This is a genomic window from uncultured Thermomonas sp., from assembly GCF_937872235.1.
Lineage (GTDB): Bacteria > Pseudomonadota > Gammaproteobacteria > Xanthomonadales > Xanthomonadaceae > Thermomonas > Thermomonas beijingensis.
Map to the genome: position 1 here is coordinate 1 of NZ_CALMPC010000059.1, position 16,887 is coordinate 16,887.

18 protein-coding genes and 1 riboswitch are annotated in these 16,887 nt (G+C 62.2%); of the genes, 15 read left to right on the plus strand and 3 right to left on the minus strand.

Features of this window, described 5'->3' with window-relative positions; all coding sequences use genetic code 11:
• The 13 genes from QWB57_RS05050 to QWB57_RS05110 form a co-directional block, all read left to right on the plus strand.
• The coding region (locus QWB57_RS05050) for a hypothetical protein (protein ID WP_288968592.1) at positions 1-612 on the plus strand (612 nt) is incomplete at its 5' end.
• Positions 613-618: 6 nt separating this feature from the next.
• On the plus strand, positions 619-789 hold the full coding sequence (locus QWB57_RS05055; RefSeq protein ID WP_288968594.1) for a hypothetical protein: 171 nt from the start codon (positions 619-621) through the stop codon (positions 787-789).
• Positions 786-1,259, plus strand: a complete 474-nt coding sequence (locus tag QWB57_RS05060; RefSeq protein WP_288968596.1) for a S24/S26 family peptidase — start codon at positions 786-788, stop codon at positions 1,257-1,259. The genes QWB57_RS05055 and QWB57_RS05060 overlap by 4 nt, the downstream gene beginning before the upstream one ends.
• Entirely contained in the window at positions 1,256-2,089 is an 834-nt protein-coding gene (locus tag QWB57_RS05065; RefSeq protein WP_223626555.1) for a hypothetical protein, read from the plus strand. The genes QWB57_RS05060 and QWB57_RS05065 overlap by 4 nt, the downstream gene beginning before the upstream one ends.
• Positions 2,086-2,379 carry a PqqD family protein gene (locus tag QWB57_RS05070; RefSeq protein ID WP_288968599.1) on the plus strand — a complete coding sequence of 98 codons (294 nt, stop codon included), beginning with the start codon at positions 2,086-2,088 and terminating at the stop codon, positions 2,377-2,379. Before QWB57_RS05065 ends, QWB57_RS05070 begins: the two co-directional genes overlap by 4 nt.
• Before the next feature lie 15 nt (positions 2,380-2,394).
• Positions 2,395-3,483: a radical SAM protein gene (locus QWB57_RS05075; protein ID WP_288968600.1), complete on the plus strand. Its 1,089-nt coding sequence runs from the start codon at positions 2,395-2,397 to the stop codon at positions 3,481-3,483.
• A 159-nt stretch (positions 3,484-3,642) separates the two neighbouring features.
• Positions 3,643-4,893 carry an NnrS family protein gene (locus tag QWB57_RS05080; RefSeq protein WP_288968601.1) on the plus strand — a complete coding sequence of 417 codons (1,251 nt, stop codon included), beginning with the start codon at positions 3,643-3,645 and terminating at the stop codon, positions 4,891-4,893.
• A gap of 12 nt (positions 4,894-4,905) precedes the next feature.
• Complete coding sequence (locus QWB57_RS05085) at positions 4,906-5,313, plus strand: SirB2 family protein (protein WP_317851745.1); 408 nt, start codon at positions 4,906-4,908, stop codon at positions 5,311-5,313.
• Positions 5,314-5,331: 18 nt separating this feature from the next.
• On the plus strand, positions 5,332-7,269 hold the full coding sequence (locus tag QWB57_RS05090; protein ID WP_288968602.1) for a pyridoxal-dependent decarboxylase: 1,938 nt from the start codon (positions 5,332-5,334) through the stop codon (positions 7,267-7,269).
• Positions 7,270-7,301: 32 nt separating this feature from the next.
• Positions 7,302-8,396, plus strand: a complete 1,095-nt coding sequence (locus QWB57_RS05095) for a PLP-dependent cysteine synthase family protein (protein WP_223626541.1) — start codon at positions 7,302-7,304, stop codon at positions 8,394-8,396.
• Between the two features lie 23 nt (positions 8,397-8,419).
• Entirely contained in the window at positions 8,420-9,904 is a 1,485-nt protein-coding gene (locus QWB57_RS05100) for a UbiD family decarboxylase (RefSeq protein WP_223626539.1), read from the plus strand.
• A gap of 1 nt (position 9,905) precedes the next feature.
• A riboswitch (yybP-ykoY riboswitch) is annotated at positions 9,906-10,086 on the plus strand.
• Positions 10,087-10,089: 3 nt separating this feature from the next.
• Positions 10,090-10,668 carry a TMEM165/GDT1 family protein gene (locus QWB57_RS05105; protein WP_223626537.1) on the plus strand — a complete coding sequence of 193 codons (579 nt, stop codon included), beginning with the start codon at positions 10,090-10,092 and terminating at the stop codon, positions 10,666-10,668.
• Between the two features lie 36 nt (positions 10,669-10,704).
• Positions 10,705-11,877 (plus strand): MFS transporter, encoded by a 1,173-nt coding sequence (locus QWB57_RS05110; RefSeq protein ID WP_288968605.1) that lies wholly within the window; start codon positions 10,705-10,707, stop codon positions 11,875-11,877.
• 92 nt (positions 11,878-11,969) lie between these two features.
• Here QWB57_RS05110 and QWB57_RS05115 read toward each other — a convergent pair whose 3' ends face one another.
• The 3 genes from QWB57_RS05115 to QWB57_RS05125 form a co-directional block, all read right to left on the minus strand.
• The gene (locus tag QWB57_RS05115; RefSeq protein WP_223626533.1) at positions 11,970-12,179 is read right to left on the minus strand and encodes a cold-shock protein; all 210 of its coding nucleotides are present in this window, start codon (positions 12,177-12,179) and stop codon (positions 11,970-11,972) included.
• A 224-nt stretch (positions 12,180-12,403) separates the two neighbouring features.
• Entirely contained in the window at positions 12,404-13,120 is a 717-nt protein-coding gene (locus QWB57_RS05120; protein WP_223626531.1) for a pseudouridine synthase, read from the minus strand.
• Between the two features lie 128 nt (positions 13,121-13,248).
• Entirely contained in the window at positions 13,249-14,838 is a 1,590-nt protein-coding gene (locus tag QWB57_RS05125) for a M20/M25/M40 family metallo-hydrolase (RefSeq protein WP_223626528.1), read from the minus strand.
• A gap of 148 nt (positions 14,839-14,986) precedes the next feature.
• On the opposite strand from QWB57_RS05125, the gene rlmJ reads away from it, so the two are divergent.
• Both rlmJ and QWB57_RS05135 read left to right on the plus strand, forming a co-directional pair.
• Positions 14,987-15,844: a 23S rRNA (adenine(2030)-N(6))-methyltransferase RlmJ gene (rlmJ, locus tag QWB57_RS05130; RefSeq protein ID WP_223626525.1), complete on the plus strand. Its 858-nt coding sequence runs from the start codon at positions 14,987-14,989 to the stop codon at positions 15,842-15,844.
• Between the two features lie 74 nt (positions 15,845-15,918).
• Positions 15,919-16,863, plus strand: a complete 945-nt coding sequence (locus QWB57_RS05135; protein ID WP_223627727.1) for a DUF808 domain-containing protein — start codon at positions 15,919-15,921, stop codon at positions 16,861-16,863.
• Positions 16,864-16,887: the final 24 nt, after the last annotated feature.

Below are 16,887 nucleotides of genomic sequence, written 5' to 3' on the forward strand. Positions count from 1 at the left end.
GGTGCCTGCCTGTACATGTATCCGTTGAACCAGTTCGTGCCCGGGTTGCCGGGCAGCAGCGAGACTTGGACGCTGAACATCGCGCGCGGCACCAACAATGGCACCAATCAAAACCGCGACTATCGCGGCATCCCCGATAGTGGCAACCGCGGCAACATCACGGTCAACGGCACAACGGTGAGCTTCAGCTCCGCAGGCAGCCGCAGCGCCGATCGCGACGCCTTGATCGCCGCCATCAATGCCCTGAGCAACGGTTACACCGCGGCAACGTTGTCGTCGGGGTGCAGCAACTCCAACACCACCGATTGCACTCTCACCATCACCCGTGATGCCCTGGGCGATGTCGCAGGCGACGACAACAGCACCGTGCACAGCACCTTGACCAACGTCACCGTGACCAATGCCACTGGCACCGACCCCACCAGCGACAGCTTCACGCCCATCGCCTGGAGCACCAGCAACACGCCCGGCGCGGCGCTGCAAACGCCCGGCGGCACCGGCGGCATCGTGCTCGACAACAACAGCACCGCCCCCGGTGCGGCGCAAATCTATTTCACGCAGCAGGCGGCCGGCGGCAACGCCGTCCAGGCCAGCCAGAACGGATTGGAGTAACCCACAGTGACCCAGGCCCACATCGCCCCCGAGCAGCGCGCCACCCAGCCGGCGCGCAAGCGCGAGTACCTCAAGCCCGCCTTCCGTCACGAAACCGTGTTCGAGACCATGGCCCTGTCTTGCGGCAAGCTCGCCGACACCCAGAAGTCCTGCCACGACAACCGCAAAACCTCTTGAGCAGCACCGACCACCCAGCCGCTGCCTCCTGCGCCCGCGTTGCGCTGGCGCAGGAGGCCTTGCAGCGGTTCGGCCAGCTTCGCTTCCGCGCGCTGGGCAGCAGCATGCTGCCCGCCATCGCCCCCGGCGACTTGCTGGTGTTCCGCAAAGCGGCGGCCGACGAGCTTGCCTTGGGGCAGATCGTGCTGGTGCGTCGCGACGCGGCGCTGGTGGCGCATCGCCTGGTGTCCTGCAATGGCGACCACCTGATCACGATGGGCGATGCGTTGCCCAGCCCCGATGCACCGGTCCACCCCAGCCAGGTGTTGGGTGTGCTGGAAGCACACGTCCGCCGCTCGCGCATCCTGGCGCATCCGGTTGGCCACCACCGCCGCCTGTTGCCGCGGACCACCCGCTGGCTGCTGCGCAACGTGCCACTGGCCCACCGTATTGCCTGCCGTTGGCCACGCATCACCGCTATCACGGCATGACCGATCTTCGCCCTCATCATCTCGACGTCCGCATCGGCGGGATCAGCGTCCGTTTGCGTGCCGCCTCCGCGGAGTTCAATACGCTGATGGTCGACCGCTTCCGCGGTTTCATCGGCAGCGTGGATACGCCCGATTACATCTTCGACATCGATATTCTTCCCTTCACATACACCCCCGATGCGCCCGACGAGCTCAGCGACATCGAGGTCAGTGTGCGCCGCGAGGACGAAGGCTGGCACCTGCTGCGCGGCGACTTCGAAGCCCGCTGGGATCCCGCCACCCGCCACGGCACGGCACGCCTGCGCGCCAACCCGTATGCGCTGGATTCGGTGCTGCGCATCCTCCACACGGTGCTGCTGGCCGAACAGGGCGGCATGCTGATGCACGCCTCCAGCGTGGTACTGGCGGACGGGCGCGCCTTCGTGTGCACGGGCGTGTCCGGCGCGGGCAAAACCACTATTTCACGGCTGGTACCGCCCGGTGCACACATCCTGACCGATGAGATGTCATTTATCCGCCGCGAAGCGGACGGCTATTACGCGTATGGCACGCCGTTTGCTGGTGAACTGGCAACACCCGGCGAAAATATCCGCGCCCCGCTGGCGGGGGTGTTCCTGCTGGCGCAAGGCCCCGACAACCGCATCGACGACCTCAGCCCGGCCGAAGCAATACGCGCAGTCATGACCAATATCCTGTATTTCGCCAAGGACAAGGCGCTCACAGCCAAGGTGTTCGACAACGCCATCGCCTTGGCCGCATGCATACCGGTTCGGCGTCTCACGTTCTTCCCCGATGCTCGCGTCTGGGACATGATTGGAAATGAAGCATGAGCAACCCGCTGTATATCCTCCATTCCAGCGACGTTGCGGCGCGCCGGATTGGCGACGAGCTGATGATCATGCTGGCCCGCGACTCCTCGCTGTTCAGCCTGAATGAAACCGCCGCGCTGCTGTGGCAGGCCGCCGACGGCAAAACTCCGTTGGACGAGATCGTGGCACACACGCTATGCGCGCAATTCGACATCGATTACGACATCGCGCTGGCAGATGCCACCGAACTGGCACATAGCCTGGCTGAGCGCGGCATCCTGCTGATCGCCGAGCAACCCTTCGCACACTAGACAGGAACGCCACTCATGAGCGTGATGGGGGACATGGGCGCACGCGCGCTCTCGCTGGGTATCCCGCTGGGCGTGCAGCTGGATTTGACCTACCGCTGCAACGAGCGCTGCATCCACTGCTATCTCGATCACGACGATCACGGCGAGATGACGACCGCCGAAATCCTGGGCCTGCTGGATCAGCTGGCGGCGGCGGGCACGTTCTTTCTGAACATCAGCGGCGGCGAAATCTTCATGCGGCCGGATCTGTTCGAGATCGTGGAGTACGCCCGCAAGCTGCAATTTTCGGTAAAGCTGAAAACCAACGCGGTCATGATTCGCGCCGCCAAGGCCAAGCGCATTGCCGCACTGAATGTGGAGTCGGTGCAGGTCAGCCTGTATTCGCACGATGCCGCCACCCACGACCAGATCACCAAGCTGCCAGGTTCGTTCAAGCGCACGATGGAGGGCGTCCGTTTCCTGCGCGATGCCGGCGTCAAGGTCATCTTCGCCAATGTGCTGATGAAGCAGAACGCCGACCACTACAAGCAGGTGCAGGCACTGGCAGATGACATGGGCATCCGCTACGAGGTGGATGCCACCATCACCCCCATGATGGACGGCGACCGCTCCATCCTGGACTTGAACATGGATGCAAGCCGACTGGCGGGTGTGCTGCAGGATGCCTCCCTGCTGGGTGACCAAGCCGAGCAGATGCTGTCGCCACCCAGCGGCCCCACGCCGATGGAAGAAGCCTACGAAACCCTGCCCTGCAGCGCCGGCCACACCGCCTGCTACGTCTCGCCGTATGGCGATGTGTATCCCTGCGTGCAGTTTCCGTACAAGGTGGGCAGCGTCCGCGAGCAGCGTTTCATCGATATCTGGCGCGACTCGCCACAACTCAACGAGGTGCGTGCGATCCGCGTGTCAGACCTGAACGGGTGCTCGTCCTGTGTGCATGGCAGCAGTTGCAGCCGTTGCCCGGGGCTGGCCTATCTGGAAGGCGACATGCGCGGCCCGTCGATTCAGGATTGCGAAAAATCCTACGCACGCACCGGCGTGATGTCATGGAATCTGCAGAAAAAGAAGAAGCGGGAGATTCCATTGACGGTCGTCATCGCCTGAAGTTTGCGCAACCCCGGGTTATCGCGCAGCAAATACGTGTGGGAACTTCTGCCGGGTGGGCCAGGACGGCTTGCCCATCGCAATCGGGGGATCCCCTCCACGGCACGCTACTGACTTGAATCAAGGCGACCGGCGCGCCCCTGCGCGACACTAGCCGGCATGAACAAGACCCCGCCGAATCGATCCGCGACTGGCCTCTCGCCCGCCCTGCTGACCACCGCCCCGCACCGGCTGCTGTTTTTCGTCGGCGCACTCAATGTCTTGCTGGCGATGAGCTGGTGGCTGCTGTGGTTGATCGATGCACGCTGGGGTGTGATTGGCTTGCGCGCTGGTACGCCGTTTGGCGGCTGGATGCACGCCTTCATCATGCAATACCAATTATTGCCGCCCTTCATGTTCGGCTTTTTGCTGACCACCTTTCCGCGCTGGATGGGGATGCCGGATCTGTCGCGCTGGCATTACGTGCCGGTGGGGTTGGGGTTACTGGGTGGGCAGGTGGCGGTGGTAGGCGGCATGTTGCTGGGGCAAGAGCCGATGGTGCATATCGGCGTGGTGATGTCGCTGGTGGGCTGGGGCTATGGGCTGGTGCAATTGCTGCGCGTGCTGCTGGCCGAGCGCCGTGCCGGCAAAGGACCCACATGGCATGCGTGGTCGTGCTTTGCAGCGCTGTCATTCGGCCTGCTGGGCGTATTTCTGATGGCCGCCTTCCTGCACGGGGCCGCAGCATGGACGGTGGTGGTATCGATCAAGTTGGGTACCTTCGCCTTGCTGCTGCCAGTGTACTTGTCGGTGGCTCACCGCATGTTCCCGTTCTTCGCCGGCAATGCAGTGCCGGGCTATCGTGCCTGGCGGCCGATGAAAATTATTGCTGCGCTGTGGGTGTTGCTGCTGGCCCATCTGGGTCTGGAACTGGCGCATGCCAATGCATGGCTGTGGCCGGTGGATGGCGTGCTCGCGCTGGGTAGCGCGTATGTGTTGTGGCGCTGGTGGCCGCATGGCAAAGCCCCGGGCATTTTGCGCGTGTTGTTCTTCGGCTTTGCGTGGCTGCCGGTGGCGTTCGCACTATTCACTGCACAAAGCGCGCTGTATGCATTTGGCGGCGAATTCATATTGGGCCGTGGCCCGCAACACGCGATCTATATTGGCTTCTTCGGCAGCTTGCTGGTGGCGATGGTGACCCGCGTGACCCAAGGTCATTCCGGCCGCCCAATGGCAATGCCCGCCGCTGGCTGGTTTGCGTTTGCCATGCTGCAGTTGGTGGCCATCACGCGGATTGCAGCCGAGGCCGTTCCCGATAGTTATCTGTGGCAGGTGATTGCCGCCGCCGGCTGGCTGCTGGCGTTCCTGCCGTGGGCGCTGCGCTCGCTGTCGATCTATCTGCACCCGCGTGCCGATGGGCGGCCGGGCTGAGGACACACGCACATGTCGCCGATGATGGAGTTCTACCCGCAAGTCAAATGGACGCATGTGCATGCAGTGATGTGTAGTGGCGCGATCTTCGCGCTGCGCGGCGGCGCGGCAATCCTGGGTGCGCACTGGCCGCAGCACTGGCTTCCGAAGTACACCAGCTACACGGTGGACACCATTTTATTGACCTCGGCCACCATGTTGTTTTCGATGTTGCCGGGAGCGATGTTCGCCAATGGTTGGCTCACCGTAAAACTTTGCCTGGTGGTGGCCTACATCGTACTGGGCATCTTGGCGATGCGTCCCAAGCGCAGCCGTAGCCAGCGCATCGGGTTTTACATCACCGCCCTGGCCACCTTCACCTTCATCTACGGCATCGCCCGCATGCACAACCCGGCCGGTTGGCTGCTGTTGCTGCGCTAATTGAGTCGGATTCAACCCATGCCATCACAACACACTGCCACCGGGTCACGCCCGCCCATGCTGGATGCCTGCTTCCTCGGTCCTTATGCAGAAAATGACAATCTTTTAGAAAAATTGGTGGTCGAATTTTTACGTGACCATGTGTATTGGCGGCGCAACTTCCACCCCGAAGACCCGATTGCCATCGGCACCCACGCGGCCCATCACCCAGACTACTTGGCGTTTGCGGCCCGCATGCGTCGTGAGCTGCACCAACTCTCGGCCGCGCTGAAGAAATCGGTGCCATTCCATAGTCCGCGCTACATCGGCCACATGGCGTCGGATTTGCTATTGCCAGGACTGGTCGCACAAATTCTGACCCTGCCATACAACCCCAATAATGTGTCTGAAGATGCGGCGCCGGTCACGGTGGACATGGAAGTGCAAGTGGGCCTGCAACTGGCGCGCATGCTGGGATATGCACACGACCCCGCGCAGCCGGAATGCGCATTTGGCCACCTGACTTCGGGCGGTACCGTCGCCAATTATCAGGCGTTGCGGTTGGCATTGGCGCTGAAGGCATTTCCGGTGGCATTGCGTGCTGCAGATGTGCCCGAGCTGACCCTGCCCGAGGATGACTGGTCGGCGTTCAATTTATCTCCCAGTGCCAGCATTGCGCTGTATGCGCAATGGCAGCATTGGCTGACACAGGCCACAGCGGCCGAACGCAGACATTGGCAGATGCGCGTCAGTGATGCACGTATCGAGCAATCTGGCCTAGTGGGTTTTTTTGCCAAACACAGCAGCCTGAAAGTACCCAAGGTGTTGGCTCCGATCACCGCGCATTATTCGTGGAGCAAGGGCTGCAAACTGCTGGGTCTTGGCCGCGATCAATTGGCACTCTTGCCAGAGCGCGGCATGCGTACCGATGTGGATGCACTGGAAACCACGCTGGAGCGCTGCCTGCGCGAACGACAGCCGGTATTGCTGGCGGTCGCGGTACTGGGCACCACCGAATACGGCACCGTGGATCCCATCGATGCTGTGGTTTCGGCGCGTGACCGCTTTGCCGCACGCGGGATGGGCTTTGGTGTGCATGTAGATGCCGCCTGGGGTGGCTATCTGGCCACGTTGTTCCGCAATGAAGATGGCAGCTTGCGCACACGCGAGGCGGTGGCGATGGGCTTCCAGCAGTTCCCATCAGTGGATGTTTACAACGCGGTGGCCGCGCTGGGGCAAACTGATTCGGTCACCGTCGATCCGCACAAATTAGGCTACCTGCCTTATGGCGCAGGCGCGTTCATTTGCCGCGACCACCGCGCCGTGGGCTTGCTGGCCGAGGCCGCCGATTATGTGTTCCATGCCGACACCCCCAAGGATTATTTAAACCGCTATCGCAGCTTGGGCCAATTCATCCCCGAAGGTTCCAAATCCGGCGCCAGTGTGGCCGGGGTGTACGTCACCCATAAAGTGCTGCCACTCGACCATGCCCATTTCGGCTTGCTGCCCGCCAATACCATTCATCATGCCGAAGCCTTCCATGCCCGCGCACTGCAGTTTGCCAAAGCCATGTCCGCTGTGGTGCATGTGATGGTACCGTTTGTGCCCGACAGCAATCTTGTTTGCGTTGCCCTGAATCCGGTGGGCAATCACCGCGTTGCCACTGCCAATACATTCGTTCGCCATTTGCACGACGAATTGCGCTGCGACCCAAGCCGCCCATTGCAAGACAAACAATTCTTCGGATCGGTCACCACCTTGCGCCCCGATGTCTTGGGCGATGCCGAAACCCAACGCATCCTCGATGCGCTCGGTTTGGATATGGCAAGTCTGGGAGAGGAAGGCGGCGACCGCCTGACTATTTTGCGGCATACCTTGATGAACCCGTATCTGATCGACGCTGAAAACGGCGTCAGCTATATCGACATGTACTTCGAACACCTCGCCACGCAAGTCCAGCGACTCCTGGCAGGTTGAGGATTGCCGTCATCCAAGCAATGATGCGTCGCATGACTATCTCCTCATTCGATCATGCTGCCGCCACCCGGCACTGGGTGCGCGATGCCTTGGCCCTGCTGGAGCAGGAAGCCACGCGCTCGGCCGACACCCACCTGCTGCGGCTGGATTTTCCGGGTTTCCCCGACATTGCGTTTTATTTCAAGGACGAATCCACCCACCCCACCGGCAGCCTGAAGCACCGCCTGGCACGTTCGCTGTACTTGTACGCGCTGTGCAATGGCCGCCTGCATGCGGGGCAAACCGTGGTGGATGCCTCCTCCGGCAGTACTGCGATTTCCGAAGCGTGGTTTGCGCGCCTGCTGGGGCTGCCCTTTATCGCAGTGATGCCGGCCTGCACTGCGCCGCAGAAAATCCAGGCGGTGCAAGCGCTGGGCGGGCAATGTGATCTGGTGGAAGATGCAAGCCAAGTCCATGCCCACGCCGCCCAGCACGCCGCCAATGGTGCCTGCCATCTGGACCAGTTCGGGCTGGCCGAGCGCGCCACCGACTGGCGCGGCAACAACAATATCGCCGAATCCATCCTTGGCCAGCTGCGCCGCGAACCACAACCGGAACCCACTTGGGTCGTGTGCGGTGCCGGCACCGGCGGCACCTCGGCCACCATCGGTCGCTACCTGCGCTACCGCCGGCTGGAGACCCGCCTGTGCGTGGCCGAACCCACCGGCAGCGGCTTTGTGCACGGTTGGCGCCACCGGGATCGCGGCGCCGTGGCCAGCCAGCCCACCTTGATCGAAGGCATCGGCCGGCCACGGGTAGAACCGGGCTTCATTTTCGATGTGGTGGATGCGGTGGCGGAAGTGGACGATGCCGCATCGATTGCGGCAGCACTGCAACTGGAAGACCTGCTGGGCACCCGCTACGGTGGCTCTTCGGGCACCAATTTCGTCGCTTGCCTGCAGTTGGCCAGCCAGATGCGCGCCCGTGGCGAGCGCGGCAGTTTGGTGACCTTGCTGTGTGATCGCGGCAAGCGCTACCAACAAACCTTGTTCGATGCCGATTGGCGCAGCGCACATGGCCTGGTCATTGCCCCGTGGCAACAGGCCATCGCTGCCGCGCTGCGCGCCGGCACGCTCACTCCCCCCTAGCCGCCCCCGACCTCAGGCCTTGCATGAGCTTCCACGACCTGCGCAGCTTTCTGTCCGCCCTGGAACGCCAAGGACGCCTGCAGCGCGTCGACGCGCCGGTCGATCCCGAACTCGAAACCACCTCGCTCAGCCTGCGCGCCCTGCGCGAAGGCGGCCCAGCGCTGCTGATGGAACAGCCGATCGGCAGCCAGCACGCCTATCTGGGCAATCTGTACGGCCACCGCGACCGCATCGAAGCAGCGCTGGCCGGACGGCCGTTGGCATCGTTGCGCGAATTGGGCGAGCTGCTGGCCGCCATCAAAGAACCCAAATGGCCGTCCAGCCTGCGCGAGGCACTGGGGACGTGGCCGGAACTGGCGCAGCTGGCACACGTCGCCCCGCAAAAAGTGCGGGAAGCCGCGTTCCAATATGAAACCTTGGAGGGTGGCGACGTGGATTTGTCACGCCTGCCGATCCAGCGCTGCTGGCCGCAGGATGCCGCCAAGCTCATCACGCTGGGGCTGGTCATCACCCGTGGCACCCAAAAGCCACGCCAGAACGTGGCGATCTACCGTCAGCAGGTGATCGGCAGGAACCGCATCATCATGCGCTGGTTGCCGCACCGCGGCGGTGCGCTGGATTTCGCTGACTTCAAGGCCAGCCATCCGGGCAAACCATTTCCGATCCTGGTGGCGATCGGTGCCGACCCGGCCACCTTGCTGGCTGCGGTTGCACCGATTCCGGACACCTTGTCCGAATACGAATTTGCCGGCCTGTTGCGCGGCCAACGCACCCGCGTCTGGCCCAGCAAGCTCACCGGCCTGGATGCGCCAGCCGGTTGCGAGATCCTGCTGGAAGGCTTCATCGACCCGGCGGAAACCGCGCTGGAAGGCCCGTTTGGCGACCACACCGGTTACTACAACGCGCAAGACCATTTCCCGGTGATGACGATCCAGCGCATGCACCTGCGCCAAAACGCCATCTACCAGGGCAGCTACATGGGCCGGGCGCCGTTCGACGAACCGTCGGTAATGGCGATGGCACTGAACGACGTGTTCGTGCCGCTGCTGCGCAAGGTATTCCCCGAGATCGTGGACTTCTACCTGCCGCCGGAAGCGTGTTCGTACCGCATCGCGGTGGTCTCCATTCGCAAGCAGTATCCGGGCCACGCACGCCGGATCATGATGGGTATCTGGTCCTATTTACGCCAGTTCACCTACACCAAGTTCGTGATCGTCACCGACGACGACATCGACGTGCGTGACTGGTCGCAAGTGATCTGGGCGATCTCGACCCGCGTCGACCCGGTGCGTGACAGCGTGCTGATCGACAAGACCCCGATCGACTATCTGGACTTCTCCAGCCCCACGCCCAATCTGGGCTCCAAACTGGGCCTGGATGCCACCAACAAATGGCCGGCGGAAACCACCCGCACGTGGAGCAAACCGATCCAGCTGGATGCCGCAGTGGAAAAGCGCGTGGATGCGCTATGGGGCGGCCTGTTCGCGGCGCGAACCAACGCGAACTGATAAACTGGCCGGGTCATTGGGGAGTAGCCGCACTTCATCCCGAAGTGGCCTGCGTCAACACACTTGGCAGACATGCCATGGCGCAGGCGGTACCCATCGCTTGGCAAGACCTTTGACCACCACGCCTCCGAGTTGGCCGGGGAAGCGTCGTGGTCAATCGTCCGCAGACCGGCCTCGGAGCCCTCATGGAAGCACTCCTCGTCTCCACCGGTGTCGTTGCCCTGGCTGAAATCGGTGACAAGACCCAACTGCTGGCCTTTATCCTGGCCGCACGCTTCAAGAAGCCCGTCCCCATCATCCTCGGTATTCTTGCCGCCACCTTGGTCAACCACGGGCTGGCTGGCGCACTGGGCGCATGGATCACCCATAGCGTGAACCCCGGTATTCTGCGCTGGGTGCTGGGTCTGTCGTTTATCGGCATGGCGATCTGGACCTTGATCCCCGATAAGATCGAGGACGAAGAAACCACCATTGCCAGCCGCTTCGGTGTGTTCGGGGCGACCTTGATCACCTTCTTTCTGGCTGAAATGGGCGATAAAACCCAGATCGCCACGATTGCCATGGCCGCCCATTACGGTACCCCGCTGCTGGTTATCGCCGGTACCACGCTGGGAATGTTGATTGCCGACGTGCCGGCGGTGTTTATTGGCGACAAACTGGCGGCCAAAATCCCGATGAAACTGGTGCACAGCATCGCCGCCGCCATCTTTGCAGTGCTGGGTGCGGCCACCTTGTTGGGTGCGGGAACCCAATTCGGCTTGTAGCGTTCGAACCACCTCAGCTTGCAGGTACCCTCCCCGATGCCCAGCTCGCAATCCGCCTTACGCATTCCTGCCGGGATCTGGGTGCTGGGCTTTGTCAGCATGCTGATGGACATTTCCTCGGAGATGATCCACAGCCTGCTGCCGCTGTTCATGGTCGGAACCTTGGGTGCCAGTGCGCTGGTGGTGGGCTTGATTGAAGGCCTGGCCGAAGCAACCGCACTGCTCGTGAAAGTCTTTTCCGGAACGCTGTCTGACTATCTGGGCAAGCGCAAAGGCTTGGCGGTGTTTGGCTATGCCTTGGGCGCGTTGAGCAAGCCGTTGTTCGCGCTTGCGCCCAGTCTGGGCATCGTTCTGAGCGCGCGGCTATTGGATCGCGTGGGCAAAGGCGTGCGTGGCGCACCCCGCGATGCCTTGATTGCCGACATCGCGCCCGCCGCGATACGCGGGGCCGCATTCGGTTTGCGCCAATCGCTGGATACCGTAGGGGCCTTGCTGGGCCCGCTGCTGGCCGTGGGCTTGATGCTGTTATGGGCCAATGACTTCCGGGCAGTGTTCTGGGTCGCGGTGATTCCTGGTCTGTTGGCGGTCGCGTTGCTGCTATTGGGGGTGCGCGAGCCGGCAGCACCGAATGCCGAAAAACGCCGCAACCCGATTCGGCGTGACAATCTCGAACGCCTGAGCGGGGCCTATTGGTGGGTGGTGGCGGTGGGTGCGGTGTTCACCTTGGCACGCTTTTCCGAAGCATTCTTAGTGCTGCGCGCCCAGCAAAGCGGCATTGCACTGGCACTGGTGCCGTTGGTGATGGTGGCGATGAATGCCATTTATGCAGCATCGGCCTACCCCTTCGGCAAGCTCTCTGATCGGATGCGCCACCGAACGCTGCTGGGGCTGGGCCTGCTGGTACTGCTCGCCGCCGACTTGGTGCTGGCGCACGATGGGCACTGGAGCACAGTACTGGCGGGGGTTGCCCTGTGGGGCATCCATCTCGGAATGACCCAGGGCTTGCTGGCAACGATGGTCGCCAATACTGCACCGGCCGATCTGCGCGGCACCGCATTCGGTATGTTCAATCTGGTCAGTGGTGTGGCGATGTTGATCGCCAGTGCGGTGGCAGGCCTGCTGTGGGAGCAGCTGGGGGCGTCTTTCACCTTTTTGGCCAGCGCCGTATTTTGCATATTGGCCCTGCTGGGGCTGCTCAAGAAATCCTGAGCCCTGCCCGATTCGGGGCGCTACACAATGTGTGCGCCTAACAAAAAAAAACCCGGCCGAAGCCGGGTTTTTCGCGCGAGGCGCAGGCGGAATCAACCGGCCTGCACTTCGTCGGCCTGCAGGCCCTTCTGGCCCTGCACGACCTTGAAGGTGACCTTCTGGCCTTCCTGCAAGGACTTGAAGCCGGTGCCCTGGATCGAGCGGAAATGGACGAAAACGTCCGGGCCGCTTTCCGGGGTGATGAAGCCAAAGCCCTTGGCGTCGTTGAACCACTTGACAGTACCGGTCTGACGATCCGACATGTTTGCAACTCCTAGATAAACAGTTTGGAAATGGACACATACCTCGAAACCGGGGTATGACTGTCGAGCAAGGGGTAACGCACACGATGAGCGGATCGCAATGGATCTACCGCATCGGGTCACGATGTACCGTGATCCCGCTTGAAACAGTGGGCGCACCATACCCTGTTTTTGGTCGCAAGTGTGAACCCACGCGAAATTTTTTTTAACAACCCGGTTTGGCCCTACCAATCGGCCTGTTCCGGCAGCAAGCTGCGCAACTCGGCATCGCTCAGATTGCGCCACTGGCCGGGCTTGAGATGGCCCAGCTTCAGACTGCCGATGCGCGCCCGGTGCAGCTGTTTCACCCGGTAGCCAAAATGCGCCGCCATCAGCCGTATTTGCCGGTTCAAGCCCTGGGTCAGCACGATCCGGAAGCCAAACCGGCCCAATTTGCCGGTCTTGCAAGGCAAGGTGGCCTGACCGTGTACCGGCACTCCGCCGCGCGCCATCGCGCGCAAGAATTCATCGGTGACCTGATGGTTGACGGCGACCAGGTACTCTTTTTCCAGCTTGTTTTCCGCGCGCAGGATGCGGTTGACGATATCGCCATTGCTGGTCAGCAGAATCAGACCTTCAGAATCCTTGTCCAGCCGCCCAATCGGGAATATCCGTTGCTGGTGGCCGACAAACTCGACGATATTGCCTTTGACCGAGGCTTCGGTGGTGCAGGTGATCCCCACCGGCTTGTTCAGGACGATGTACACATGCCGGCGCTGGCCCTTGCTGGCGCTGCGCGCGGCGAGTGCCGTGCCGTCGATGCGGACCTCGTCACCCTCGCCCAGCTCGGCGCCGATGCCGGCGCGCAGACCATTGACGGTGACCCGACCTTCGGCGATCAGTTGATCGGCCTCGCGGCGGGAGCAGTGGCCGGTGTCGGCGATATGACGATTAAGACGCATGATCCGGCCATTTTACCCGGCATACGCCATCACGGTGCGCCTTGTGGTGCGTGTGTGGGAGATTGGGCCACCCGAATGCGACAGGCCGCCGACTGCCGGCCTGCCGGTACCTCACTGGCTACGCGTGCTCAGTTCTCAACGAATGGCTTGCGCGGCAGCTTCTGCGGGCGAGTGGCTGCGTTGTACACGAACGAGGCCACAATCGCGGAGGCCTGCTTCAAATCGGCTTCCACTGCATGGTCTTGTACGTCCAGATCGGTGTGGTGGACATGACTGAAATAATCCAGCTGGTCTTGCACAAACTGGAATCCGGGCACGCCCACGGCATCAAAACTGATGTGGTCGGTACTGCCGGTATTGCGCTGGGTGACGATGGTTGCTCCCACGTCATTCCACGGCTTCAGCCATTCGGCAAAAATCGGCGCGACGGCCAGATTCTCTTGCGCATAGATGCCGCGAATCTTGCCGCTGCCGTTGTCCAGATTGAAATACACCGACACCTTGCCGTAGTCCTGGCCTCGGATCAGCTTGCCCTTGCTGGGCCGCAAGAAGGCCGGCAGTGCTTTTTGTTCGGGGTCTTTGGGTTCTTCGAACTTGCCGATGTGCTGCTTCACGTATTCCTGCGAGCCAATCAGGCCTTGCTCTTCACCAGTCCACAATGCCACCCGGATGGTGCGGTTGGGCTTGGCACCCACGGCTTTCAAAATGCGCATGGCTTCCATCATGACCGCCACGCCCGCGCCATTGTCATTGGCACCGGAACCGGCATGCCAGGAATCCATATGCGCACCCAGCATTACCACCTCATCACGCTGCGGGCCGCTGCCGGGGATTTCGGCAATCGTGTTGTAGCCGGCTTGGTTGTTATCGCTAAGGAATTTGGCGTCCACCGCCAACCGCAGTTTCACCGGCTCTTTGCGCTCCAGCGCACGCATCACTGTGTTGTAGTGCTCGGCCATCATCACCAGTGATGGCACGCCTGCCGATTCACCGGCTTTGCGCGAACCACCGCCCATGACCCGCACGATGCCATCGTTCCAACTGCTGATCGACACTGTCGCGACCACGCCCTCGTCAACCAGATATTGATTGATCAACGGCGCCAGCTCCATGCGCGCACGAAAGCGCGCAATCATCGCCGGATCCGTCTTGCGGTCATCGGCCAGTGGATATGAAATCAATTCTTCCAGGCTGTCATGGTCGTGGCGCTGGAAATCAGACTTTTCATTGGGCTTGTAGGCACGCAAGTCATCGGTGAACACGATCTTGCCGCGCAACTTGCCTTTCCACTTTTCCAGATCCGCCTTGGACTCGATCTTGGCGAATATCGCCTCGCCTTCCACCGGCCCGGTGGTACCCGGCGTCCACGCCTTGGGCAGCGCATGCAGCGGCATCGCCCGCGGACTGAGCATTTCCACGCTGGCATCGGTAAACGCCCAGCTGCGGCCGAGGTCGTCAATCGCCTCGTCATGCACATTGGCCATGCCCCATTCGGTGAATTTGCTGCGTGTCCAGCGGTTGGCTTCAAGCATGGAAGGCGACAGAGTCAAGCGCGGCCCGATCACGTCGGTCAGGTGATCCAGCGTCTTCATCACCTGCGAGCGTGCAAACGCCTCTTGGCGAATCTTCGCGGTCATATCCAGATCCACGCGCTCCTGCGCAAATGCCGCCTGTGTGCACACCAGCAACACTGCGGTTGCCAAACTCCATCGTTTCATTGGCTATCCCCTCGTCACAAGAACACTGGAGTCTAGACATGTGCTTATGCAGATTCGTGGGCCATCGGTCATACCGTTGCCGGCAAGGACGTGACGCCCACCACGTTCTGATGCCGGGCAGCCGGTATGCCTGCCGTAGAATTGCAGCATGAATTACCGCCACGCCTTTCACGCCGGCAACCACGCCGATGTGCTCAAACACGTGGTCTTGCTGGCCCTGTGCGATGCACTGACCAGCAAGCCTGCGCCCTGCTTCGCACTGGATACCCACGCCGGACGCGGCTTGTATCGCCTGGATGGCGAAGCCGCGCAGAAAACCGGTGAGGCGCAGGACGGCATTGCCCGCTTGATCGCAGAAACCCCCAGGCAACCCGCGATCCGCCGCTATCTGGCCGCAGTGCAAGCCTGCCGCGAGCAACACGGCGCGCACAGCTACCCCGGCTCACCGTGGCTGCTGGCGCATGCGCTGCGCGAACAAGACCGCATCGCGCTGTGCGAATTGCATCCGGAAGAAGCGCAAGTGCTGGGCAGCCATTTCGAAGCCGACCCGCGCATGGCCGTGCATGCGCGCGATGGTTACGCCGCGATCAAGGCGCTGCTGCCAGCCAAACACGGCGCACAGAAATTCGCCCGCGGACTGGTCCTGATCGACCCGCCGTATGAGGCGCAACTGGACGAATTCGACTTCGCGCTGGCCGCCCTGCGCGAAGGGTTGGCACGCTGGCCGCAGGGCATGTTCGCCCTGTGGTACCCGATCAAACAGCGTCGCAGCCTGCACACGTTCTACCGCAAGGCGGCGGGGCTATCGGCCAAATCCAGCCTGCTGCTGGAATTGCTGGTGCGCCCGGATGACTCCCCGCTACGCATGAATGGCAGCGGCCTGCTGCTGCTCAATGCCCCGTGGCAGTTTGATGGCCTGATGCAGCCAGCCTTGGCGGCGATGGCCGGCGCGCTGGGCGAAACCGGCGCATCCGCCCGCGTGGAATGGCTGAAAGCCCCGCTGTAGGAACAGGGTGGAACAGGAGACAGCGGGAATTAAGCCCGCATAATTCCCTCCATCCCCATTCCTGGCCCCGGTTTCTGATGCCTTCCAGTTTTTTTGCCCTGTTCGACGACATCGCCAGCCTGCTGGATGACATCGCATCCATGACCAAAGTGGCCAGCGGCAAGACCGCCGGCGTACTGGGCGACGATCTGGCGCTGAATGCCGAACAGGTATCCGGCATTCGCGCCGAACGTGAGCTGCCGGTGGTGTGGGCGGTGTTCAAAGGCTCGCTGATCAACAAGGCGATTCTGGTGCCGGCGGCATTGGCCATCGCCGCGCTGGAGGCCTGGCTGAAAACGCAGGGCACCCCCGTTCCTTTGATTCTGCCGCTGCTGATGCTGGGCGGCGGCTATCTGTGTTTTGAGGGGGCGGAAAAACTGGCCCACAAGTTCCTGCATCGGCAGGCAGACGCTCAGCACCACGCCGCGCTGGTGCGGGCAGTGGACAACCCCGCCGTGGACCTGCTCGCCTTCGAACAGGACAAGATCAAAGGCGCCATTCGCACCGATTTTGTGCTGTCGGCGGAAATCATCGTGATCACGCTGGGCACGGTGGCCACGCAAACGCTGCCCGCACAATTGGGCGTCTTGGTGGCGATTGCGCTGTTGATGACGGTGGGGGTGTATGGGCTGGTGGCTGGCATCGTCAAATTGGACGATGTGGGCCTGCACCTGGCCCGCCCCAGCGCCGGCAACCTCAGCGCCGCACTGGGCCGCGGCATTCTGGCCTTCGCGCCGAAGCTGATGCGGTTCTTGTCGGTGGCCGGTACGGTGGCGATGTTTCTGGTGGGTGGCGGCATCCTGGCGCATGGCATCGCGCCGTTGCACCACGCCATTGCTGCGCTGAGCACGGGGAGTTTGGGCTGGCTGTGGGGCGCGTTGCTCAATGGCGGGGTTGGGGTGTTGGCCGGCGCACTGCTGGTGGCGATACTTTCGGCCCTGTCGCGCTTGCGCGGCAAGTCGCATACTCCACCGGCATGAACTCACCGAACGGACACGCGCCGT